Source organism: Pararhizobium gei (assembly GCF_029223885.1).
Taxonomy (GTDB): domain Bacteria; phylum Pseudomonadota; class Alphaproteobacteria; order Rhizobiales; family Rhizobiaceae; genus Pararhizobium; species Pararhizobium gei.
On sequence record NZ_CP119409.1, the window covers coordinates 3,228,826 to 3,253,019 of the forward strand.

At 60.4% G+C, this 24,194-nt stretch carries 20 protein-coding genes; 13 read left to right on the top strand and 7 right to left on the bottom strand.

The genetic code is table 11. From position 1 onward, the window contains the following. Positions 1-19 precede the first annotated feature (19 nt). The 4 genes from PY308_RS15700 to PY308_RS15715 form a co-directional block, all read right to left on the bottom strand. Complete coding sequence (locus PY308_RS15700; RefSeq protein ID WP_275784294.1) at positions 20-844, bottom strand: carbohydrate ABC transporter permease; 825 nt, start codon at positions 842-844, stop codon at positions 20-22. 24 nt (positions 845-868) lie between these two features. Beyond that, the gene (locus PY308_RS15705; protein ID WP_275784296.1) at positions 869-1,741 is read right to left on the bottom strand and encodes a carbohydrate ABC transporter permease; all 873 of its coding nucleotides are present in this window, start codon (positions 1,739-1,741) and stop codon (positions 869-871) included. A 203-nt stretch (positions 1,742-1,944) separates the two neighbouring features. After that, entirely contained in the window at positions 1,945-3,255 is a 1,311-nt protein-coding gene (locus tag PY308_RS15710) for an ABC transporter substrate-binding protein (RefSeq protein WP_275784298.1), read from the bottom strand. 151 nt (positions 3,256-3,406) lie between these two features. Continuing rightward, on the bottom strand, positions 3,407-4,360 hold the full coding sequence (locus PY308_RS15715; RefSeq protein ID WP_275784301.1) for a sugar-binding transcriptional regulator: 954 nt from the start codon (positions 4,358-4,360) through the stop codon (positions 3,407-3,409). Positions 4,361-4,567: 207 nt separating this feature from the next. Here PY308_RS15715 and PY308_RS15720 point away from each other — a divergent pair, with 207 nt between their 5' ends. The 3 genes from PY308_RS15720 (at position 4,568) to PY308_RS15730 (ending at position 9,162) form a co-directional block, all read left to right on the top strand. Further along, positions 4,568-5,929: an NAD(P)-dependent oxidoreductase gene (locus tag PY308_RS15720; RefSeq protein ID WP_275784303.1), complete on the top strand. Its 1,362-nt coding sequence runs from the start codon at positions 4,568-4,570 to the stop codon at positions 5,927-5,929. Between the two features lie 15 nt (positions 5,930-5,944). Next, a complete protein-coding gene (gene preA / locus PY308_RS15725) occupies positions 5,945-7,258 on the top strand; it encodes an NAD-dependent dihydropyrimidine dehydrogenase subunit PreA (RefSeq protein WP_275784306.1) in 1,314 nt (437 codons plus the stop codon). A 224-nt stretch (positions 7,259-7,482) separates the two neighbouring features. Continuing rightward, positions 7,483-9,162, top strand: a complete 1,680-nt coding sequence (locus tag PY308_RS15730) for an adenylate/guanylate cyclase domain-containing protein (RefSeq protein WP_275784310.1) — start codon at positions 7,483-7,485, stop codon at positions 9,160-9,162. Between the two features lie 24 nt (positions 9,163-9,186). Here PY308_RS15730 and PY308_RS15735 read toward each other — a convergent pair whose 3' ends face one another. After that, entirely contained in the window at positions 9,187-9,828 is a 642-nt protein-coding gene (locus tag PY308_RS15735; protein WP_275784313.1) for a TetR family transcriptional regulator C-terminal domain-containing protein, read from the bottom strand. 271 nt (positions 9,829-10,099) lie between these two features. Between PY308_RS15735 and PY308_RS15740 the strand changes: the two genes are divergently transcribed. The 3 genes from PY308_RS15740 to hydA all read left to right on the top strand — a co-directional run bounded on the left by PY308_RS15740 (position 10,100) and on the right by hydA (position 13,482). Next, positions 10,100-11,353: a Zn-dependent hydrolase gene (locus PY308_RS15740; protein ID WP_275784315.1), complete on the top strand. Its 1,254-nt coding sequence runs from the start codon at positions 10,100-10,102 to the stop codon at positions 11,351-11,353. 231 nt (positions 11,354-11,584) lie between these two features. After that, the gene (locus PY308_RS15745; protein ID WP_275784317.1) at positions 11,585-12,031 is read left to right on the top strand and encodes an endonuclease domain-containing protein; all 447 of its coding nucleotides are present in this window, start codon (positions 11,585-11,587) and stop codon (positions 12,029-12,031) included. After that, positions 12,028-13,482, top strand: a complete 1,455-nt coding sequence (hydA, locus tag PY308_RS15750) for a dihydropyrimidinase (protein ID WP_275784320.1) — start codon at positions 12,028-12,030, stop codon at positions 13,480-13,482. Before PY308_RS15745 ends, hydA begins: the two co-directional genes overlap by 4 nt. Before the next feature lie 408 nt (positions 13,483-13,890). Here hydA and PY308_RS15755 read toward each other — a convergent pair whose 3' ends face one another. Beyond that, entirely contained in the window at positions 13,891-14,304 is a 414-nt protein-coding gene (locus tag PY308_RS15755; RefSeq protein WP_275784323.1) for a cupin domain-containing protein, read from the bottom strand. Positions 14,305-14,431: 127 nt separating this feature from the next. Here PY308_RS15755 and PY308_RS15760 point away from each other — a divergent pair, with 127 nt between their 5' ends. From PY308_RS15760 to PY308_RS15790, 7 genes are all read left to right on the top strand, one after another. Further along, the gene (locus PY308_RS15760; protein WP_275784324.1) at positions 14,432-15,223 is read left to right on the top strand and encodes an ABC transporter ATP-binding protein; all 792 of its coding nucleotides are present in this window, start codon (positions 14,432-14,434) and stop codon (positions 15,221-15,223) included. Positions 15,224-15,229: 6 nt separating this feature from the next. Further along, a complete protein-coding gene (locus PY308_RS15765) occupies positions 15,230-15,565 on the top strand; it encodes a hypothetical protein (protein WP_275784327.1) in 336 nt (111 codons plus the stop codon). A 2-nt stretch (positions 15,566-15,567) separates the two neighbouring features. Next, positions 15,568-16,455: an ABC transporter permease gene (locus PY308_RS15770; protein ID WP_275784328.1), complete on the top strand. Its 888-nt coding sequence runs from the start codon at positions 15,568-15,570 to the stop codon at positions 16,453-16,455. Beyond that, a complete protein-coding gene (locus tag PY308_RS15775; RefSeq protein WP_275784330.1) occupies positions 16,452-17,606 on the top strand; it encodes an ABC transporter permease in 1,155 nt (384 codons plus the stop codon). Before PY308_RS15770 ends, PY308_RS15775 begins: the two co-directional genes overlap by 4 nt. Positions 17,607-17,666: 60 nt before the next feature. After that, positions 17,667-18,638 carry an ABC transporter substrate-binding protein gene (locus PY308_RS15780; protein WP_275784332.1) on the top strand — a complete coding sequence of 324 codons (972 nt, stop codon included), beginning with the start codon at positions 17,667-17,669 and terminating at the stop codon, positions 18,636-18,638. Between the two features lie 344 nt (positions 18,639-18,982). Then, positions 18,983-20,176: an efflux RND transporter periplasmic adaptor subunit gene (locus PY308_RS15785; protein ID WP_275784333.1), complete on the top strand. Its 1,194-nt coding sequence runs from the start codon at positions 18,983-18,985 to the stop codon at positions 20,174-20,176. 14 nt (positions 20,177-20,190) lie between these two features. Beyond that, positions 20,191-23,493: an efflux RND transporter permease subunit gene (locus PY308_RS15790; RefSeq protein ID WP_275784335.1), complete on the top strand. Its 3,303-nt coding sequence runs from the start codon at positions 20,191-20,193 to the stop codon at positions 23,491-23,493. Between the two features lie 66 nt (positions 23,494-23,559). Here PY308_RS15790 and ureG read toward each other — a convergent pair whose 3' ends face one another. Continuing rightward, a complete protein-coding gene (gene ureG, locus PY308_RS15795; protein ID WP_275784336.1) occupies positions 23,560-24,171 on the bottom strand; it encodes an urease accessory protein UreG in 612 nt (203 codons plus the stop codon). Positions 24,172-24,194 lie beyond the last annotated feature (23 nt).

Here is a 24,194-nt window from a genome sequence, read left to right on the forward strand (position 1 = left end):
GTTTCTTTAAGTTCTTGATTTACTTGACGGCACCGAAAGTCAGTCCGCGCACGAGCTGTTTCTGGCTGAACCAGCCCATGATCAGGATGGGTGCGATGGCGAGCGTCGAGGCTGCGGAAAGCTTGGCCCAGAACAGTCCTTGCGGACTGGAGAAGGAACTGATGAAGGCTGTGAGCGGTGCGGCGTTGGTGGCCGTCAGGCGGATCGTCCAGAAGGCCTCGTTCCAGGCAAGGATGATGTTGAGCAGCATGGTGGACGCGATGCCCGGCACCGCCATCGGCGTCAGCACATAGACGATCTCGTTCCACAAAGAGGCGCCATCCATCCGGGCAGCTTCGAGGATCTCGCCGGGAATTTCGCGAAAATACGTATAGAGCATCCAGACGACGATCGGCAGGTTGATCATGGTCAGCATGAAGGTGAGACCGATGCGGCTATCCAGCAGACCGAAGTTGCGGAAGATCAGGTACATCGGAAACAGAACGGCGACGGCCGGCATCATCTTGGTGGAGAGCATCCACATCAGGATGTCCTTGGTCCGCTTTGTCGGCGAGAACGCCATCGACCAGGCGGCCGGCACGGCGATCAGCAGAGCGATGACGGTCGAGCCCAAGGACAGGATGACCGAGTTCATGAACGGCTTTAAGTAATTGTACTGGTCCTGCACCGCGCCATAGCTTTCCAGGGTCCAGGACGGGACCATGTCGAAGCCGGCGATCGCCTCCGTTTCGGATTTGAACGAGGTGATGATCGTGTAGAGGATCGGGAAGAAGATGATCAGAGCGACGACCCAGGCGGCAACGGTGAAGAACACCTTGCGTTTGGTACTGATAGCGCGTGCCATGGACTTTTCCTCTCAGTTTACCGCTCAGCGGTCCAGGTTCCTGCCGACAGCGCGCATGGCGAAGAAGGCGACGATGTTGGCAAGAATGACAGCGATGATGCCCCCGGCCGATGCTTGGCCGATTTTGAATTCGAGTGAGGCCTTCTGGTAGACAAGGAACGGCAGATTGGTGGATGCGTAACCCGGGCCGCCATTGGTCGTCACCAGGATCTCGGCATAGACCGACAGAAGGAAGATCGTCTGGATCAGGATGACGACGGTGATAGCCCGCGACATGTGCGGCAGCGTCAGATACCAGAAGCGCGACAGGAAGCTCGCGCCATCCATTTCGGCCGCCTCCATCTGCTCGCCGTCGAGCGACTGCAACGACGTCAACAGGATGAGGGTGGCAAAGGGCAACCATTGCCAGGCGACGATGATGATGACTGAAAACAGCGGATATTGCGCAAACCAATCGACCGGCTGCACGCCGAGAAAGCGCGCCATGTCGGCAAAGACACCGTAACTCGGATGCATGATCATGTTCTTCCAGACAAGCGCTGCCACCGGAGGCATGACGAAGAACGGCGAGATCACAAGGATGCGCACGAAGCCCTGCCCGAAGATCGGCTGATCCAGCAAAAGGGCAAGCAACACCCCGCCGACGACCGTGATCAAAAGCACGCTGCCGACAATCAGGAGTGTGTTGAGAATGGCCTGAAAAAAGGCGGGGTTGGAATAGAACAGCGCATAATTCGAAAAACCGACGAAGCCGTCACGGATCGGGTTGAGCGGATTATACTGCTGGAAGGAAAACCACAGCGTTATCGCCAGCGGCACGATCATCCAGATGAAAAGCGCAAGCACGGATGGCGCCAGCATCAGCCGGGCAAGCGTTTGGGTCTGTCGCGTGGCCATGGTTCCCCCCTCGATTGATGATGGACCGTTCGGTCTTGTGGTGGCGCATCACTTGCAGCGCACGGCGTCGGCGACGCACATCCGGTCGCCAAGCACAAACATATCCGGCATTTCGGAAAATATGGCCGCCCGTTCGTTGGGACGGGCGGCCCGGAGTGAGGCCGCCCCTTGGGAAAGGGCCTCACTCGATAGAGCCACCTCCGTTACTGGATGTAGCCGCCTTCGGTCATCGTGCTCGTGGTAACATCCTGTGCCTGCTTCAGAGCGTCATCGACCGTCATCTGCCCTGCAAGGGCGGCCGAGAAAAGCTGGCCGACTGTCGTACCGAGACCCTGGAATTCAGGAATGGCAACGAACTGCACACCGACATAAGGAACCGGCTTGACGGTCGGCTTTGTCGGATCGGCCGAGTTGATCGAGTCGAGCGTCATCTTGGCGAACGGAGCGGCCTTCTGATACTCGGCATTGGCATAGAGCGAGGAACGCGTGCCCGGAGGAACGTTTGCCCATCCCTCTTTTGAAGCGACCAGATCAAGGTAAGCCTTGCTCGTTGCCCAGGAGACGAATTTCTGGGCAGCTTCGGCCTTCTGCGTGCCAGCCGGAACAGCGAGCGACCATGCCCACAGCCAGTTGCCGCGCTTGCCGAGACCGGTATCGGGCGCCAGAGCGTAGCCAACCTTGTCGGCAACGGTGGAGTCCTTGGGGTTCGACACGAAGGATGCAGCAACCGTTGCATCGATCCACATGCCGCACTTTCCCTGCTGGAACAGCGCCAGATTTTCGTTGAAGCCGTTCGAAGACGCGCCGACCGGGCCGGCATCCTTCATCAGGTCGACATAGAACTGAAGTGTGTTCTTCCACTCCGGCTGATCGAACTGGGGTTTCCAGCTCTCATCGAACCAGCGGGCGCCGAACGAATTGGACATAGCCGTCAGGAAGGCCATGTTCTCGCCCCAGCCGGCCTTGCCGCGAAGGCAGACGCCGTTGATCTCGGCCGCACGGTCGGTCATCTTGCGGGCGGCGTCAGCGACAAATTCCCAGGTCGGCGCGTCGGGCATGGTAAGTCCGGCCTTTTCCATCAGGTCCTTGCGGTACATGATGAACGAGCTTTCGCCGTAAAACGGTGCCGCATACAGCTTGCCATCGACCGAGAGACCACCGGCAATAGCCGGGATGATGTCGGCCGCATCATAATCGGCGCCAAGATTGTCGAGCGGCAGAAGCCAGCTCTGCTTGGCCCAGATCGGAACTTCGTAAGTACCGATCGTCATGACGTCGTATTGGCCGCCCTTGGTGGCGATGTCGGTGGTGACGCGCTCGCGCAGAACGTTTTCCTCGAGCGTGACCCACTCGAGCTGAATGTCAGGATTTGCCTTGGTGAAATCATCCGTCAGCGTCTGCATCCGGACCATGTCGCCATTGTTCACCGTGGCAATGGTGAGGGTTTCGGCCTGTGCGAAACCCGCGATGACGACAGCCGAGCATGTGCCCAGCAGAAAAGTTTTCAAATTCATATATCTTCCTCCCAGAAGAGTTATGAGCATTTGCCTTGCTCGTGGGCAATTACTCACATATCGACGCGCAATGTCAACCGGCATTCGTCGCTGCATTGCAATACGGATGGCCAAGACCCTGAGGTATAAGGATAATAGTTCTTCCGGTGACCTACTGCCCGAGCAGGAATTCTGCCGTCGCCTCATCGGTGATGATGCCGTTGATGATGCGGCCTTTGAGCGCTGCGGCCAGAGCCAATTGTTTTCTCTGGCCTTTTGCCATGCCGATGACGGTCGCCGAATCGCATGACGGTAACGGCACGCTGGCCACCCGCATGTTGATGCTTCCACTCATCATCCGGCCGTTCCTGTCGAACATCCAGCCGCAGATTTCGCCGGCAGCCCCTTCGTCCATCAGGCGCAGCATTTCTTCCCGGGACAGGAAGCCGTCTTCGCAAAGCGGCGCCTGTTCGCCCAGTTCGCCGATGCCGACGAAAGCGACATTGGCTTCGGCGCCGAGTTGCAGTGCCGACCTGACGAGAGCCTGATTGTGCAGCAACGCCCGCTCTTCCGGCGAGGAGACCAGCACCGGTAGAGGCATGGGAAAATGCCGGGCCTTCACCGCATCGGCCATCGAGAAGATGACGTTGTAATAGGCGGCCGAACCATCAAGGCCGATATTTCCGGTCAGCGAGACGATACGGTGCTGCGGACATTCCATCGCCGGAAGCTGGTCGATCGCCGCTTTCAAGGTGCGCCCCGTGCCGATTGCAAGGATGATCGGATCGGCGGATTTCAGCCAGCGTTCGATTTCCGCCGCACCGGCCTCGGCAATACCTGCAGTCGTGGACAACGAGCCGGGATCGCTTGGCACGATGTCCACCTGCTTCAAACCGTATCTTTCCTTGAGACGCAGCCCCAGTTCCAGGCAGGCCGCAATCGGATGGTCGAGACGAACCTTGATCAGGCGTTCGGCCATGGCGAGGGAAACAAGCCGCTGCGCCGATTGCCGCGATATGCCCATGGCGCTGGCGATCTCGTCTTGGGTGCGGCCGGCCACATAATAGAGCCAGCCTGCCCGCGCGGCATCGTCGAGCCTGTTATTGCCTTCCGGTCTGCGCGCCATTGTCTGTGCAATCTCCCTGCTCCTCAGTGCTGACATTTTTTGCAGGCTGCTGTCAAACATGGACAGGTCACCGAAGAAGCATACACCCGCGGAACGCCTGCACGGCAAGCGTCCGGCGTTTTTACATTTTGATTTTTTACCGTTTGATAAAAAAATAAAGCGTGGTACCGTTTCGCTATCCTGAGGCATGACATTTGGGAGCAAAAAATGGGAACGACTGAAACTGGACTGGTGAGCGGGCGTCTGTCTCCCGTGGAATACGAGAAGAATTTTTCCGATCTGCATCCGCCGCTGGATGAGCACGAAGCGCTGGTCGCCTCCGACCGCTGCTATTTCTGCTACGACGCGCCCTGCATGACGGCCTGTCCCACCTCCATCGATATCCCGCTGTTCATCCGGCAGATATCGACCGGCAACCCGGTGGGGTCGGCCAATACGATTTTCGACCAGAATATTCTGGGCGGAATGTGTGCCCGCGTCTGTCCAACCGAAACGCTCTGCGAAGAGGCCTGCGTGCGCAACACGGCGGAGCATCGCCCGGTGGAAATCGGCCGGTTGCAGCGCTATGCGACCGATATCGCGATGCGCGACAACATCCAGTTTTATGCCCGTGCCGAACCCACAGGCAAATCGATCGCCGTCATCGGCGCCGGCCCGGCAGGCCTTGCCTGCGCACATCGCCTGGCGGTCAAGGGCCATGACGTGACGATTTACGATGCCCGTGAAAAGGCCGGCGGGTTGAACGAATACGGTATCGCCACCTACAAGGCCGTTGACAGCTTTGCCCAGAGAGAGGTGGACTATGTGCTCTCGGTCGGCGGGATCGACATTCGCAACCGCATGCTGCTCGGCCGGGATTTCTCGCTGAACGACATGCTTGCCAAGCATGATGCGGTCTTCCTTGGCCTCGGCCTTGCCGGCGTCAACGCCCTGCGCGTTGAAGGCGAAATCGCCGAAGGTGTCGAGGATGCCGTCGATTTCATCGCTGCGTTGCGCCAATCGGAAACCAGGCAGGATGTGCCCGTCGGGCGCCGGGTCGTCGTGCTCGGCGGCGGCATGACGGCGATCGATGCGGCGGTCCAGGCGAAGCTTCTGGGCGCCGAGGAAGTGACGATCTGCTATCGCCGCGGCAAGGAGCATATGAATGCTTCGGAATTCGAGCAGGATCTGGCAGCGTCCAGGGGCGTGACCATCCGCCACTGGCTGCAGCCGAAACGCCTGCTCACCCGCGACGGCAAGGTGGCTGGCATCGAGCTCGATTACACCCGAATCGAAGACGGACGTCTGGTTGCGACCGGCGAAACCGGCGCGATCGTCGCCGACCATGTGCTCAAGGCCATCGGCCAGACATTCGAACCGGACGGCCTTGGCGTTGTGGCGCTGCAATCCGGGCGCATCGTTGTCGACGCGGAAGGGCGAACATCGCTGGACCGCGTCTGGGCTGGCGGCGACTGCGTGCTCGGCGGCGAGGATCTGACCGTGTCCGCCGTAGCACAGGGCCGCGATGCGGCCGAATCGATCAACCGCGCTCTGGCCGCTGTATCGCAGCCGGCCGTTGCCGTCGCGTGAAGGGGAGAATGAACCATGGCTGATCTCCGCAATAATTTCGTCGGCATCAAATCCCCGAACCCGTTCTGGCTGGCATCCGCACCACCGACCGACAAGGCCTACAATGTCGAGCGCGCCTTCAAGGCCGGCTGGGGCGGCGTCGTCTGGAAGACGCTGGGTGAAGAAGGTCCGCCGGTCGTCAACGTCAACGGTCCGCGCTACGGCGCAATCTGGGGCGCCGACCGCAGGCTTCTGGGCCTCAACAATATCGAACTGATCACCGACCGCGACCTCTACACAAACCTGCGCGAGATGAAGCAGGTGAAGATGAACTGGCCGGACCGGGCGCTGATCGCCTCGATCATGGTGCCCTGCGAGGAGCAGGCCTGGAAATCGATCCTGCCGCTGGTCGAGGAAACCGGCGCCGACGGCATCGAGCTCAATTTCGGCTGTCCGCACGGCATGTCGGAGCGTGGCATGGGGGCCGCAGTCGGACAGGTGCCGGAATATATCGAAATGGTCGTGCGCTGGTGCAAGCAATATACGCGCATGCCCGTCATCACCAAGCTGACGCCAAACATCACCGATATCCGCAATCCGGCCCGCGCTGCAAAGAATGGCGGCACCGATGCTGTCTCGCTGATCAACACGATCAACTCGATCACCTCGGTCAATCTCGACACGTTTTCGCCGGAGCCCTCGATCGACGGCAAGGGCAGCCATGGCGGCTATTGCGGCCCGGCGGTCAAGCCGATCGCGCTTAACATGGTGGCCGAGATTGCCCGCGACCCGCAAACCTATGGCCTGCCGATCTCCGGCATCGGCGGCATCACCACGTGGCGCGATGCGGCGGAATTCCTGGCTCTCGGCGCCGGCAACGTGCAGGTCTGCACCGCGGCGATGACCTACGGCTTCAAAATCGTCCAGGAAATGATCACCGGCCTTTCGAACTGGATGGATACGAAGGGCCATCGCACGCTCGACGACATCACCGGCCGTGCTGTTCCCAACATCTCCGACTGGCAGTACCTGAACCTCAACTACATCGCCAAGGCCCGCATCGACCAGGACGCCTGCATCAAGTGCGGCCGTTGTCACATTGCCTGCGAGGATACGTCCCATCAGGCGATTACCCAGTATGTGGATGGTGTCAGGCATTTCGAGGTGATGGAAGACGAGTGCGTCGGCTGCAATCTCTGCGTCAATGTCTGCCCGGTGCAGGACTGCATTACGATGGTGGGCCTGGAGCCGGGCACGCTGGATGAGCGCACAGGCAAGGTCGTCGATCCCAACTACGCCAACTGGACGACACATCCAAACAATCCGATGGCGCGGCAAGCCGCGGAGTGACGGTCGGGTATTGCGAACAATAACCAGCGCTCCGGCCATCGGCTTTGGAGATCGCGGCGTCGCCCCGGTCTCCAGAGTCAACCGACCGCAAGTTCACTTCGTCGGCCTCGTCGAGCACAAAATTGCGACACAGCGTCCATAAAACGTGCTTTGCTCCCGGACGCGAACCCGGTAATAAGGAGTGCGAACCTCAGCGCTGAGGAGCAGCCAAACCGGATAGACACTTGAAGATTGCCTCGTCCAGAACGCGCAAAAGGCTGCATCTGATCACGGGCATGATCCTGGGATTGTTCCTCCTTACCCACTTCGCAAATCATGCGCTCGGCCTCGTCTCGGTCGAGGCGATGGAACAAATGCGCCGGGTTTTCAACATTTTCTGGCGCAGCCTGCCTGGCAGCGTGTTGCTCTACGGCTCGCTGTTGGCGCATTTTGTGCTGGCGCTCGAAAGCCTGTACCGCCGGCAGACATTGCGCATGCCGGTGCGGGAAGCGCTGAAAATTCTATTTGGTCTCTCTTTCCCCTTTCTGCTGGTCGGCCACGTGATCAACACGCGGGTGGAATGGATGCTGACCGGCTATGGCGATGGCTATTTCGAGGTCTTGCCGCGCTTGTGGGCCAATCCGAACGCGGCGGCTCTCCAGTCGCTCGCTCTTGTCCTTGCCTGGGCCCATGGCTGTCTGGGCCTGTGGTTCTGGATGCGCGGACGGGACTGGTACCCGCGCTATTTTCTGGTGTTCTATTCGTTTGCCGTGGCTGTGCCATTGCTCGCGCTTCTCGGTTTCGCAGTGGGCGCAAGATCCCTGGACGGCATACCGTCCAATGCCTGGTTCAAACCGGTTCGCACGCCCACCGAGATTTTACGGCAAATCAGCAGGGGGGTCACGTTTTCGCTGCTGACAGCCATCGGCGGAACATTGATTGCTCGCGCTATTCCCGTCAGGGGTAAAATCAGGATCAACTATCCTGACCGAGCTATTTCGGTTGCCAAGGGTTTCACCATTCTCGAAGCCAGCCGTGCCGCCGGGATACCGCATCTTTCGATCTGCGGCGGCCGGGGACGCTGCTCGACGTGCCGGGTCCGCGTAACCGATGGTCTCGACGGCCTGCCGCCGCCAAACGCTGCCGAACGGACAACGCTTTTGCGCATCCGCGCACCCTCGAATGTCCGTCTTGCCTGCCAACTGCGGCCGAGCCACAACATCTCGATCGCCCCGGTTCTCGGGGTCGGCACGATCGGCCCGCAGACGCAACCCAGCGAACAGGAAGCGGCCGGCAGGGAACGCCGCATCGCCGTGCTGTTCTGCGATCTGCGCGACTTCACGCTGCTTGCCCAGCAGAAACTGCCGTTCGATACGGTCTTTCTTCTGAACCGGTATTTCGAGACGATCGGCGAAGCCGTCGAAGGTTCGGGTGGCACGATCGACAAATTCATCGGCGACGGTGCCCTTGCGCTTTTCGGATTGAATACCGGTGTCGAGGAAGCCTGCGCCCAGGCGCTTGCGGCGACGGCGCGTATCGCGAAGGGGATCGAACTGCTCAATCGCAGCTTCATGAGCGAGCTCGACAAGCCGCTCAGGATCGCCATGGGCATGCATGCAGGCCCTGCCATCATCGGGCAGATCGGTTATGGACGGGCATCGTCCCTTACGGCCGTCGGCGATACGATCAACGCGGCAAGCCGGCTTGAGGGCTTCGCCAAGGAATATGACGCCCAGCTTGCCGTGTCCGCCGATGTTATCCGTTATGCCGGGCTTACCGTGGATCACCGCGAAAGCTACGACATCTCCATTCGCGGACGCACGGGCACGCTCGAAACCCTGATTATCCAGAACGCAGCTGATGTGGAGCCCATGCTTCAGGCGGGAAAGAGGGCCGTTAGTCCCAGCCAGAACGAAAAGCCCTGAGGCTACCGAAAGACCCGCCGCAAATCAGCCTTTGACTTCCAGGCCGCTCAGGAACAGCTGTTCGAGAAACCGCGCGGCATCTTCGAACCGTCCCTCGCCCGCACGCTCCGCTCCCAGCACGGCCCGCACCTGAACGTCGAAATCGGCATAGTGCTGCGTGGTTGACCAGATGGCGAAGATCAGATGATACGGATCGCATTTGGCGATCTTGCCGGCCTTCGCCCAAGCGCGGATCACGTCCGCCTTTTCGTCCACCAGCGCCTTCAGCGGACCCTTGAGTTCATCCTCGATGCGCGGTGCGCCCTGCAGCACCTCATTGGCAAAAAGCCTGCTTTCCCGAGGGAAATCGCGGGCCATTTCCAGCTTGCGGCGGATATAGCTGCGGATTTCCGAGACCGGATTGCCCTCCGCATCGAAGGCGCGCAACGGATCGAGCCAACTGTGCAGCACCCGCTCGATCAACGCCCGGTGCATCGCTTCCTTGGTCCGGAAATAATAGAGCAGGTTCGGCTTGGACATGCCCGCGACCTCGGCGATCTGGTCGATTGTGCTGCCGCGAAAACCATGGGTAGCAAAGACTTCGAGCGCAGCTTCGAGGATCTGCTCTTCCTTCTCCTCCTGGATACGGGTTCGCCGCTGCGTCTGGGCTGCCCTTGGAAGTACCATTTGTCCCCCTGCCTTCCCTCGCGATGCCGTCACACGATTGCCGACACTGCCGCTCTTCAAAATTCGGATGGCAAGGTCGCTTTTTCCCGTTTTTCGTCTTGAGTGCGGCAACGGAAGTTGTAATGTTTTACCAATCGGTCAAATTATCAGTCAGTTCATTTTCAAACGCAACGGCTGATCGCAGGGCAATCGAAAAAACCAGATCACCCCGATTTGGCCGGTGGGAACCATGGAATGCGCAGGATGCATTCCGCATAACAAGGAGAACGCCATGGCAGCTGCACCGGGCGAGAACATGCGCGTCAATTCGGACCGTCTGTGGAATTCGCTGATGGACATGGCGAAGATCGGCCCCGGCATTGCCGGCGGCAACAATCGCCAGACGCTGACGGACGAGGACGGCGAAGGCCGCAGACTGTTCCAGTCCTGGGCCGAAGCGGCCGGCATGACCATGGGCGTCGACACCATGGGCAACATGTTCTTCACCCGCCCCGGCTCCGACCCGGACGCCCTGCCAGTCTATGTCGGCTCCCATCTCGACACGCAGCCCACCGGCGGCAAATATGACGGCGTTCTCGGCGTGCTCGCAGGGCTTGAGCTTGTGCGCTCGATGAACGATCTGGGTATCAAGACAAAGCACCCGATCGTCGTCACCAACTGGACCAACGAGGAAGGCGCACGCTTTGCGCCTGCCATGCTCGCCTCCGGCGTCTTTGCCGGTGTGCATACCCAGGATTTCGCCTATGACCGCAAGGATCCGGACGGCAAGCGCTTCGGCGACGAACTGGAGCGCATCGGCTGGCGCGGCGAGGAAGAAGTCGGCGCCCGCAAGATGCACGCCTATTTCGAATATCATATCGAGCAGGGCCCGATCCTCGAGGCGGAAGACAAGCAGATCGGCGTCGTCACCCACTGTCAGGGCCTGTGGTGGCTGGAATTCACGCTCACCGGGCGTGAAGCCCATACCGGTTCGACACCGATGAATCTGCGCGTCAATGCCGGGCTTGCCATGTCCCGCATCATCGAGATGGTGCAGGGCGTGGCCATGGCCGAACAGCCGGGCGCCGTCGGCGGCGTCGGCCAAGTGTTCTTCTCGCCGAATTCGCGCAACGTGTTGCCGGGTAAGGTCGTTTTCACAGTCGATATCCGTTCGCCGGACAAGGCCAAGCTCGATCGCATGCGTACAAAGATCGAGGCGGAAGCGCCTGAGATCACCGAAGCGCTCGGCGTCGGCTGTTCGATCGAGGCGATCGGCCATTTCGAACCGGTGACCTTCGACCCGACCCTCGTCACTGCTGTCCGCAACGCCGCCGAACGCCTCGGCTACAGCCACATGAACCTGATCTCCGGCGCCGGCCACGATGCCTGCTGGACAGCCAGGGTGGCGCCCTCGACCATGGTCATGTGCCCCTGCGTCGGCGGTCTCTCCCACAATGAGGCCGAGGAGATATCGAAGGAATGGGCCGCCGCCGGGTGCGACGTGCTGTTCCATGCGGTGGTGGAGACGGCGGGGATTGTGGAGTAGGGCCATGGAGGCAAGTCAGGAAGAGCAAGCTTTGGTGGCTTCGCCCCCCTCATCCGGCCCTTCGGGCCACCTTCTCCCCGCTGGGGAGAAGAGGGAGTTTGCCGTTCTTTATAAACCCGTCGTTATCTCTGCACTTCCAACGGTATCCGCGACGCACAGGGCCAGCACACACACCCTCTTCTCCCCCACGGGGAGAAGGTGGCCCGAAGGGTCGGATGAGGGGGGCCTCCGGTGAACGCGCAGAAAAACAACGACATTACCAAGCGCCGAAATGGCGCAACAGCGAAAGCCCGTAATCTTCGGCAGGACGAGACAGAGGTCGAATACAAGCTCTGGAATGAACTGCGCAATCGCCTTCTGAATGGATACAAATTCACAAGACAAGTGCCGCTTGGAATTTATGTTGCCGACTTCGTTTGCCGCGAAAGAAGCCTTGTGATCGAACTCGACGGCGCACAGCATTGCGACTCGCTTGCCGATATTGTTCGAACACGTTGGCTGAACGAAAAGGGTTATTCAGTCCTGCGGTTCTGGAACGATGAAGTCCTGCGCGAGCGGCGCGCAGTTCTCGACACAATACTCGCAGTCCTGTCCGGCGAGATTTCCGCTCGTTGCGATGCGACCCGCTTTTCGCCCGCCGACTCCTTTGCGAATACCAAAAAGGAAATACGCTCATGACCACCATCATCAAAAACGGCACCATCGTCACCGCCGACCTCACCTACAAGGCCGACGTCAAGATCGATGGTGGCAGGATTGTCGAGATCGGGCCTGATCTATCCGGCGACGAGGTGCTGGATGCAACCGGCTGCTATGTCATGCCTGGTGGCATCGATCCGCACACGCATCTCGAAATGCCGTTCATGGGTACCTATTCCTCGGACAATTTCGAGAGCGGCACCCGCGCGGCACTCTCCGGCGGCACGACGATGGTTGTCGATTTCGCTCTCCCCTCGCCCGGCCAGTCGCTGCTCGAAGCGCTTGATATGTGGGACAACAAGACGTCGCGGGCGACCTGCGACTTTTCCTTCCACATGGCGATCACCTGGTGGGGCGAGCAGGTCTTCAACGAGATGCAGACCATTGTCGAGCAGAAGGGCATCAATTCTTTCAAGCACTTCATGGCCTACAAGGGCGCCCTGATGGTGGATGACGACGAGATGTTCCACTCGTTCCAGCGCTGCGCCGAACTGGGCGCGCTGCCGATGGTGCATGCCGAAAACGGCGACATCGTCGCGCAGATGCAGGCGAAACTGCTGTCCGAAGGCAATAACGGCCCGGAAGCCCACGCCTATTCGCGTCCCGCCGCCGTCGAGGGCGAAGCGACCAACCGCGCCATCATCATCGCCGATATGGCAGGCGCCCCGCTCTACGTCGTCCACACATCCTGCGAACAGGCCCACGAAGCCATCCGCCGCGCCCGGCAGAACGGCATGCGCGTCTATGGCGAGCCGCTGATCCAGCACCTGACGCTGGACGAGAGCGAATATGCCAATCCCGATTGGGACCATGCCGCCCGCCGCGTCATGTCGCCTCCCTTCCGCAACAAGCAGCATCAGAACTCACTTTGGGCCGGCCTTGCAGCGGGCTCGCTGCAGGTGGTCGCCACCGACCACTGCGCCTTCACCACGGCACAAAAACGCTTTGGCGTCGGCGATTTCACCAAGATCCCGAATGGCACAGGCGGACTGGAAGACCGCATGCCGATGCTCTGGACCCACGGCGTCGCCACCGGCCGCATCACCATGAACGAGTTCGTGGCCGTGACTTCGACCAACATCGCCAAGATCCTCAACATGTATCCGAAGAAGGGCGCCATCCTCGTCGGCGCCGATGCGGATCTCGTTGTCTGGGATCCGAAGCGCTCGAAGACCATCTCGGCCTCTGCCCAGCAGTCGGCGATCGACTACAACGTCTTCGAAGGCAAGGAAGTCACCGGCCTGCCGCGCTACACGCTGACCCGCGGCGTCGTTGCGATCGAGGAAGGAACCGTCAAGACGCGCGAGGGCCACGGCGAATTCGTCAAGCGCGAACCTTTTACCGCCGTCAACAAGGCGCTCTCCACTTGGAAGGACATCACCGCACCGCGCAAGGTCCAGCGCAGCGGCATTCCGGCAAGCGGGGTGTGAGCGTGCGGCTTGTTGCGCGTATCCCTCTGTTTCTCGCAGCGAGCCTGACAAGCGCTGGGCTTGTTCACGCGCAGGAAAAATTCCTCGACGGCGCCTATGGCAACAAGGATGGTTGCGCCTATGCTAACAGCAATGAAGCGATGGGGTCCGAGGATTTTTTCCTGCTGACTGACGAAGGGGTCACGTCGGCCGCATCCTATTGCAGCTTCAAGGCGCCGGTGACGAGGAAGGGCGATTCTTTTGCCGCTGCGGTCACCTGTGCGGAAGAAGGCGAAAGCGGCGAGACTGAGACGAGCCTCCTGATTCAGCGAACCGGAAAGGACTACATCATTGTGTTCGAGGACGGGATGCGCTGGGGACCTTTAAAAAATGCAAGTGACCGCCGCACCGCACTGTCCCGCCGCCAGCTCAGGCCGGCACCAGCGCCTCCAATTCCGGCAGCAAAATCACGCTCTCCTGTTCGTTCGGATCGGTGCGGGCAATCACGGCGGATGCAGGCTGGTCGGAGAGATTGGCCGGCAGATGCGGCACGCCGGCGGGGATGTAGAACATCTCGCCGGCGCGGACGATGACGTGGTTTTCCAGCCGCTCGCCGTACCAGGTATGCGCCTCGCCCGACAGCATGTAGATCGCGGTTTCATGGCTCGCATGCTTGTGCGCCTTGGCCCGGCCGCCCGGCGGGATGGTCAGAAGGTGCATGCAGATGCCGCTCGACCCCACGGTCTCGGCAGCGATCCCTCCGAAATAGCTGAACCTCTGCTTGCCGTCATAGGTGCCGCCGGGACGAACGATCCGGCAGGTCGGCTGTGATGATTGCGTCATATAGTCCCTCAGTCGATTCCAGCACTTTGGACGAGGTTAGCGTATCTTCAAAAAATCGCATATGCGAGACTTGTACAGGATATCACATGCGACCATCGGTCGATCATCGCGGAGCAGGCAGTACGAAATGAGCAATACTTCCGCATCCGTTGTCTCCGCCAGACAATTGGGTTTGACCTTTACCACCAATGACGGTCCCGTCCATGCGCTGACCGGCGTCGATCTTTCCGTCAACAAGGGCGATTTCGTCTCCTTCATCGGCCCGTCCGGCTGCGGCAAGACGACCTTCCTGCGGGTCATCGCCGACCTAGAGAAGCCGACCTCCGGCACGATCACCGTCAACGGCATGACGCCCGAGGAAGCGCGCAAAAAACGCGCCTATGGGTATGTCTTCCAGGCGGCAGCGCTTTACCCCTGGCGGACGATCGAGAAGAACATCGCGCTTCCCCTTGAGATCATGGGCTATGGCGCCGCCGAACAGAAAGAGCGTGTCGAGCGCACGCTGGACCTCGTCAATCTCTCGGGTTTCGGCAAGAAATTTCCCTGGCAGCTGTCGGGCGGCATGCAGCAGCGCGCCTCGATTGCCCGCGCGCTCGCCTTCGACGCCGATCTGCTCCTGATGGACGAGCCCTTTGGAGCGCTGGACGAAATCGTCCGCGACCATCTCAACGAACAGCTTCTGAAACTCTGGGACCGGACCAACAAGACGATCTGCTTCGTCACCCATTCCATCCCCGAAGCCGTCTACCTCTCCACCCGCATCGTGGTGATGAGCCCGCGCCCGGGCCGGGTGACCGACGTGATCGAATCGACGCTGCCAAGGGAGCGCCCGCTCGATATCCGCGAGACGCCCGAATTTCTGGAGATCGCCCGGCGGGTTCGCGAAGGTTTGAGAGCGGGGCATAGCTATGACGAGTAGGGTGTCATGAACCTTTCCTTTATCCTCTGGCTCGCGGCCTCCATGGCGATTTTCCTCAGCGCCGCGACGGCGTCCCGTTATTATGTGTCGAGCAACAACATCTTTCTTCTGCTATTCTCCCTCGCTCTCTACTGCATCGGCAATCTGATGATGGTGCGGCTGATGCGCGAAGGCGGGTTGGGGCTTGCCATTTCGGCCTCCGCCATTGCCCAGCTTCTGCTTGTCAACGTCATCGCCTTCTTTGTCTTCGGAGAGCGGCTGACACATCTGCAGATGGCGGGGGTCGCACTGGGTGTGGTGTCGATGACGCTGATGCTGCTGCCTGCCGGTGGGAGAAGCTGACAATGGCGCGAGAGCATTTCTTCAGGGACCGCTTCGTGCCTGTCACCACGATCCTGGTGGCCATGGTGGTGTTCTGGTACGGGTTCGCCATCCTCATGAACGCGCCGGTGCAGCGCGACATGGACCAGCGTCGCGGCGAAATGCCGGGTTTCGTCGAATTCATCGGAAAGACGCTGTCACAGGCCAAGCCGATCGTACCTGCACCGCACCAGGTCGCGGCCAATGTTTTCGAAAACACCTTCCTGCGCAAGGTCACCAGCAATCGCAGCCTCGTCTATCACGGCTGGGTGACGCTGTCCTCGACCCTGCTCGGCTTTCTCATGGGCACCGTGCTCGGCATCCTGATCGCCGTCGGCATCGTCCACGTCAAAGTGCTTGACCGCAGCCTGATGCCCTGGATCATCGCGTCCCAAACGGTGCCGATCCTGGCTGTCGCGCCCATGGTCATCGTCGTGCTCGCAGCAATCAACGTCACCGGCATCATTCCGAAGGCGGTGATCTCCACCTATCTCTCCTTTTTCCCGGTGGTCGTCGGCATGGTGACGGGGCTGCGCTCGCCGGAGGCCATGCATCTCGATCTCATGCGCACCTACCATGCCAGCGTGAGCGAAACCTTCTGGAAGCTGCGCGTCCCGGCCTCCGTGCCGTTCCTCTTCACCTCGATGAAGGTGGCGGTGGCCGCCAGCCTGGTCGGCGCGATCGTCGGCGAACTGCCCACAGGCGCGGTCGCGGGCATCGGCTCGAAGCTGCTTGCCGGATCCTACTACAGCCAGACGATCGACATGTGGGCGGCGCTGGTGGCCGGCTCGGTCCTTGCCGGCCTGCTGGTCACCGCCGTCGGCATCCTCGGCCGGCTGGTCGAACGCGGCATGGGGAGACGGCCGGCATGAAATGGCTCGCACCCAACTGGCAGGCTCTTGCCGCTGTGATTTTTTCCATCGCAGCCCTCGGACTGGGGGCCATGACCTCCGTGGAGGCCGATGCGCTCACCAATCCGACGGCAACGATCGATTATCCCTATATCGCGACCAAAGCCCTGATCCTCGGTCTGCTTCTGCTGACGGCGCTCCTGTCGATGATCCGCCTGCCGGCAATCGCCTCCGCAGTCCTCCTGTTCCTTGGCGCGCATCTGACGGCTTGGCTGCTGATCGCAGACATTTCCGGTTTTGAAGGCACGGCGCTGTGGCCCTTTTTCCTCGCACTTGCGGCCGCCTGGCTGCTCGCCTGGCGCTGCGTGGGTCTGCTCGCGGCTATGCGGCCGGCAACGCGATCCAAGGGGGCTGTGCTGCGCCTTTTGATCCCCGCCATTTTCGGCGTCTGGATTCTTATCCTGTGGGAAGCCATCACCCGCGGGGCGGGCGTCCCTTTCATCCTGCTTCCGCCGCCAAGCGCCATCGGCGCCCGCATCGCCGGCTCGCTGCCGATCCTCGTCGCCGATGTCAGGCAGACGATCTTCAAGGCCGTGATCTTTGGTTTTGTCGTCGGCTCTCTTGCGGGCTTCCTGACGGCTATCCTTGCCGATCGCGTCGCTTTCCTGCGCAAGGGGCTGCTGCCGATCGGCAATATGGTTTCCGCGCTGCCGATCATCGGCATCGCCCCCATCATGGTCATGTGGTTCGGTTTCGACTGGCAGTCGAAGGCCGCCGTCGTCATCGTCATGACCTTTTTCCCGATGCTGGTGAACACGGTCGCAGGCCTCGACGCCGCAGGAAGCATGGAGCGCGACCTGATGCACACCTATGCCTCGAGCTATCGGCAGATGCTGTTGAAGCTGCGTTTGCCGGCCGCGGCGCCTTTCATCTTCAACGCGCTGAAGATCAACTCGACGCTGGCGCTGATCGGTGCCATCGTGGCAGAGTTCTTCGGGACGCCGATCGTCGGCATGGGCTTTCGGATCTCCACAGAGATCGGCCGGCTCAACGTCGATATGGTCTGGGCGGAAATCGCCGTCGCCGCCGTCGCCGGCTCACTGTTCTACGGCGTCATCGCCCTTGTCGAAAGGGCGACGACATTCTGGCATCCGTCTCTCCGTGGTGGATAGGCGAAGCCCTGGGCCGCAAGGCCTTTGGCAAACTTCAGAGGGTAAAAAGGGAAAACCACAATGAAAAAACTGATGATTTCCTTGATGGCCGGCGCAATGTCGCTGGCGGCAATGCAGGCAATGGCCGCCGACAAGGTGGTGTTGCAGCTGAAATGGGTCACCCAGAGCCAGTTCGGCGGCTACTATGTCGCAAAGGACAAGGGCTATTACGAAGAGGAAGGCCTTGATGTCGAGATCAAGCCGGGCGGACCGGATATCGCGCCGGAACAGGTGATCGCCGGCGGCGGCGCTGACGTGATCGTCGACTGGATGGGCGGCGCGCTGGTCGCCCGCGAGAAGGGTGTGCCGCTCGTCAATATTGCGCAGCCTTTCCAGAAATCCGGTCTCGAAATGATCTGCCGCAAGGATGGCCCGGTAAAGACCGATGCGGACTTCAAGGGCCGCACGCTCGGCGTCTGGTTCTTCGGCAACGAGTATCCTTTTTTCGCCTGGATGAACAAACTTGGCCTGTCGACGGATGGCGGCCCCGATGGCGTGACCGTGCTGAAGCAGAGCTTCGACGTGCAGCCGCTTGTGCAGAAGCAGGCCGACTGCATTTCCGTCATGACCTATAACGAATATTGGCAGGCGATCGACGCCGGCTTCAAGCCTGAAGATCTAACGGTGTTCAACTATACGGATCTCGGCAACGACCTCCTGGAAGACGGCCTCTATGCCAAGGAAGACGATCTGAAGGATCCCGCCTTCAAGGAAAAGATGGTCAAGTTCGTCCGCGCCTCGATGAAAGGCTGGAAATATGCCATCGATAATCCGGAAGAAGCAGCCGATATCGTGGTCGAGAACGGCGGACAGGACGAGAACCACCAGAAGCGCATGATGGGTGAAGTCGCTAAGCTCATCGGCGACGCTTCCGGCAAACTGGATGAGGCCCTGTATGGGCGCACAGCCAAGGCTCTGCTCGACCAGAAGATCATCAGCAAGGAGCCGGCCGGCGCCTTCACGCATGAGATCACCGATGCGGCTGTGAAATAATCGACAGCTCCGGGAAATCGGAAATGACGGTGCGCGGACCTCGGCTCGCGCACCGTTCCGTTCAACGGCACCGCGCTCTGCGACAAAATCGCCGCCGACGTGATTTTCATTGATCGGATTTTACAAATAAAATAATGAGGGACCATTATTTATTGCGGCTCGCTTGCGATTTGGCTGGGCGGACCTTAAATAGACTCCATTGCATCCGAGGAGGTGCGGAGGAATTTCGGCTGCGCAACCAGAAGCAATGTTTCCTCTATTTCACAGTCTGACGACGGAAATTCCCAGTATGGGGCCTTTGCGTCGGTGCATTGCATGATCCGGAATTCGAAGAAAGTCAGTCCATGGCCAGCAAGACGACGTTCGCACTTGGCATGTCAGCCACAATGCTGCTCACGATCCTGACGGGTTCGGCGCTCGCCGAGGAGGCCGTGGCTCCGAAAACGGAGCAGTCCCTGCCGTCGATCGTCGTCACCAAGGTGCAGAAGAAATCCATAATTGATCGCGTTGTGGCCACGGGGAACATCAAGGCCGTCGAGGAAACCTATGTCGCGCCGCTTGTCGACGGTCTGTCGATCCGCACGCTGCACGCCGATGTCGGCGATCGGGTCCAGGCGGAGAGCACGCTGGCAACGTTGAACGAAGACATGCTGCTTCTGCAAAAGAGCCAGTACGAAGCGAGCCTTGCGAAGGCAAATGCTGCCCTTGCGCAGTACCGGGCTCAACTGGCAGAGGCGAAGGCCAATGCCGATGAGGCGGTGCGGGTTGCCGAACGATCGAGAAAGCTTTCCGCATCCGGATCGCTTTCGACGGCCCAGCGGGATCAGGAAAAGGCCGCCGCCACTGCGGCGCTTGCCCGCGTCAACTCCGCCGAGCAGCTTGTCGCTGTCGCGCAGGCCGATATCAAGGTTGTCGACGCACAGATTTCCGATGTCGATCTTCGCCTTGCCAGGACCGAGGTCCGATCCCCTGTGACCGGCATCGTATCGGCCAGACAGGCGCGGGTGGGCTCCATCGCCAGCGGCGCTGGCGAGCCGATGTTCACGATCATCCGGGATGGCGCCGTCGAAATGCAGGCCGATATCACCGAGCAGGATCTGATCCGGCTTTCCATCGGCCAGAAGGCGAAAGTGACGCTTGCGGACGGGAAGACGGTGGTGGACGGCGAGATCCGCCTGATATCGCCAATGGTCGATGCTCAAACCCGCCTCGGCACGGTCTATATCAGTCTCTTGACGCCGGAAAAGGCACGGGTAGGCATGTATGCCAATGCCCAGATCATCATCGAGGACAGGCAAGCGCTGGTGCTGCCCCTGTCCGCGGTGACCAGTTCAAAGGATGGCATGGTGGCCCGCAAGGTCCATGACAATGTGGTGCAGGTTGCAAAAATCGAAACCGGCATCCAGGACAAGGGCTTCATTGAAATCGTGAAGGGGCTCGCCGCAGGTGACATGGTCGTCTCCAAGGCCGGTGCCTTCGTGCGCGACGGAGACCAGATCAAACCCGTGCTGGCCGATGCCGGCACAGTGTCGAATTAACCGAGGCTGACGCGATGAATTTTTCTGCATGGGCCATCCGAAATCCGATCGCGCCGATCCTCGGCTTTGCGCTCCTGCTTTATCTCGGGATCCAGTCTTTCTTCGCCCTCCCCATCACCCGGTTTCCAAATATCGACGTTCCTGTCGTGGCCATCACGGTGGTGCAGAACGGCGCCTCGCCGTCCGAACTTGAAATGCAGGTGACCAAGGAGGTCGAGGACGCCGTCGCATCCATCGCCGGAGTCGATGAAATCCAATCGACGGTAACCGATGGCCAGTCGGTGACAAGCGTCGTCTTCCGCATCGAAAAGCCGACCGAAGAGGCGGTTCAGGACACCAAGGATGCAATTGACCGCATCCGCAGCGACCTGCCAGCCGATGTCGAGGAACCCGTCGTCACCAAGATCGACGTTGAAGGCCAGGCAATCCAGACCTTTTCCGTCACCTCGCCGAACATGACGCTCGAGGAACTGTCCTGGTTCGTCGACGATACGATCAAGCGCGCGCTACAGGGCCAGATCGGCGTCGGACGGATCGATCGTTACGGCGGCTCCGACCGCGAGATCAACATCGCGCTTGATCCCCGCAAGCTCGATTCTTTCGGCATCACGGCACCGGATGTCAACAATCAACTGCGCGAAACCAATGTCGATCTCGGCTCCGGCCGCGGCCAGGTGGGCGGCAACGAGCAGACCGTCCGGACCCTCGGCGATGCGCGCGATGTCGAGCAGCTTGCCAATACGACGATCGCGCTCCCGAACGGCCGTTTCGTGAAACTGTCCGATCTCGGCAGTGTTACGGATACCTACGAGGAGCCGAAGTCCTTCTCGAGCTTCAACGGCAAGGCGTCCGTGACCTTCGCCGTCTTCCGCTCGAAGGGTGCCAGCGAGGTCTCCGTAGCGGAGACCGTGGCCAAGAGCCTGGAAAAGGTTCGCGCCGACAATCCCGACGTCACCATAGAGACAGTGGACGACGCTGTTTATTTCACCTACGGCAACTATGAGGCAGCCCTTCACACCCTGGTCGAAGGCTCAGTTCTCGCCGTCATCGTTGTGCTGCTTTTCCTGCGGAACTGGCGCGCCACCTTCATTGCCGCCGTCGCCCTGCCGCTGTCCGCGATCCCGACATTCTGGGTGATGGACCTCATGGGCTTTTCGCTCAATCTCGTCAGCTTCCTCGCACTGACGCTGGCGACCGGTATTCTGGTCGATGATGCGATCGTCGAGATCGAAAACATCGCCCGTCACATCAAGATGGGGAAAACGCCCTACAGGGCCTCCCTTGATGCCGCCGACGAGATCGGCCTCGCGGTCATTGCGACAAGCTTCACCATTATTGCCGTCTTCGTCCCCGTTTCCTTCATGCCCGGCGTCGCGGGCCAGTACTTCATCCAATTCGGCCTGACGGTTGCCTTCTCGGTATTCTTCTCATTGCTGGTGGCGCGCCTGATCACGCCCCTGATGGCCGCCTATCTCATGCGACCGGAAGACGGCGTGGACGATCATCACGACAATGACAGCCGTCTGATGAAAGCCTATACGCGGCTTGTCTCCGGCACGACGTCGAAATGGTACTTCCGCTATGCGACCTTGGTGGGAGCGGTGCTGTTCCTTGTGGGTTCTCTCTATCTGATGTCGCAGGTACCGGGCAGCTTCATGCCGCCGGACGATTCCTCGCGCGTTGTTCTGTCGGTCGAGCTGCCGCCGAACGCCACCCTGGAAGAAACCGGTGCGACCACGGCGCGGATCTATGACGCGGTCCGCGGCGTCGATGGCGTCGACAGCGTCTTCGTGCTCGGCGGCGCTTCGCCCAAGGGCGATCTCGAACTGCGCCGCGCCACGGTGCGCATCATGCTCGATACGATCGACCATTCGCTTGTGAAGACCTTGGTCAACAAGGGTCTCGGCGGCCTGCCCTTCATCGGGCAATATATGCCGAAGATGCACATGGATGGCCGCACACGGCCGCAATGGGATGTTGAAAAGGATATCTTTGCCCAGCTGCGCGGCATACCGGACGTTCGCATCACCAAGCTCAATGATCGTGGCGAGCGGGAACTGACCTTCAACTTCCTGTCCTCCAACGAAGACGACCTCAACGAAGCGGTCGCCATCCTGGAAGGCAAGCTGCGCGCATCGCCGATCCTGGCGAATGTCAGCTCCGAAGGCGCCCTGCCGCGGCCGGAGCTTCAAATTCGCCCGCGCAAGGACGAAATCGCCCGCCTCGGCATTACGCCGCAGCAGATCTCGCAGACGATCCGCGTCGCAACCACGGGCGATGTCGATTCCGCGCTCACCAAGATCTCGCTCGACAATCGCCTGATTCCGATCCGGGTCCAGACCTCGCTCGATGTCCGGCGTGACCTTCAGGCCATCGGCGCGTTGAAGGTGAAAACCGCCTCTGGCGCCTTGGTGCCGCTGCGCAGTGTCGCCGATGTGAACTATTCCGAAGGCCCGAGCTCGATCCTGCGCAACGCACGCAACCGGGTGGCCGCAATCGGCTCGGACGTGCCGCAGGGGACTGCGCTCGACACCTCCACGGCGGAGTTCAAGCGCATTGTTTCGGAAACGCAGCTGCCATCGACGGTCCGCCTTGCCGAAAGCGGCGATGCGAAGATTCAAGCCGAGATGACGCAGAGCTTCGGCAATGCCATGCTGCTCGGTCTGATGATGGTTCTCGTCGTGCTGATCCTGCTCTTCAAGGACGTGATCCAGCCCTTTACCATCCTGTTCTCCCTGCCGCTCGCCATCGGCGGCGTCGCCGTCGCGCTGATCCTCACCCGCAATGCTTTCTCGATGCCGGTCATGATCGGCGTGCTGATGCTGATGGGCATCGTCACCAAGAACGCCATCCTGCTGGTGGACTTTGCCGTTGAAATGCGGCGTCACGGCATGGAGCGCGTGCAGGCCATGGTGGAGGCCGGACGCAAGCGCGCCCAGCCGATCATCATGACCTCCATCGCCATGTCGGCGGGCATGATTCCCTCGGCACTTGGCGTCGGCGAAGGCGGCTCGTTCCGCTCGCCCATGGCGATTGCCGTTATCGGCGGCATCATCGTCTCGACGGTGCTGTCGCTGGTGGTCGTTCCCGCCTTCTTCCTGATCATGGACGACCTGTCCCGCCTGCTCGGCTGGATGTTCGGCCGGCTCGTCGGCAAGAAGGATGAGGAACTGGAGGTTCTGGAAAACGAGAAGCTGACGGAAATTGTCACCGAACAGTCCAGGACGATCGGCGAACTGCAGGAAAGGCTCGACCGCCTCGAAGGACCGAAACGGAGCGGCAAGGTGCTTCACCACCCGGCTCTTGCCGCGGAATAGAGGATTCAGACACAGTAATGAAGGCTTGCCGGTGGGCAACCGGCAAGCCTTCATTCATCGTCAACTTCAGAGACCGCCCTCGACCCTCAGAAAATCAACGATCCGGTCGATCCCGTCGCCGCGCTTCATATCCGTAAAGACGAAGGGTTTTTCGGACCGCATGCGATTGGCGTCCCGCTCCATCACGCCGAGGTCTGCGCCGACATAGGGGGCGAGATCCTTCTTGTTGATGACCAGGAGATCCGAGCGGGTAATGCCCGGTCCGCCCTTACGCGGAATTTCCTCGCCCTGGCAGACGGAGATTACATAGAGGGTGATGTCGGCAAGGTCCGGCGAAAAAGTCGCGGCGAGGTTATCGCCGCCGGATTCAATGAAAACCACATCTAGATCCGGAATCCGGCGATTGAGATCGGCAATGGCCTGAAGATTGATGGTCGCGTCCTCGCGGATCGCGGTGTGCGGGCAGCCACCCGTCTCGACGCCGACGATCCGGTCGGACGGCAGTGCCTGCATCCGCACCAGCGCCTCGGCGTCCTCCTTGGTGTAGATATCATTGGTCACCACGGCGATGGAATAGGTATCGCGCATGGCCTTGCAGAGCTTGTCGGTCAAGGCAGTCTTGCCGGAACCGACCGGGCCACCGATACCGACGCGAAGGGGACCATTGGTTGATTTCATCGCTGTTTTCCTTTCAGCACGCA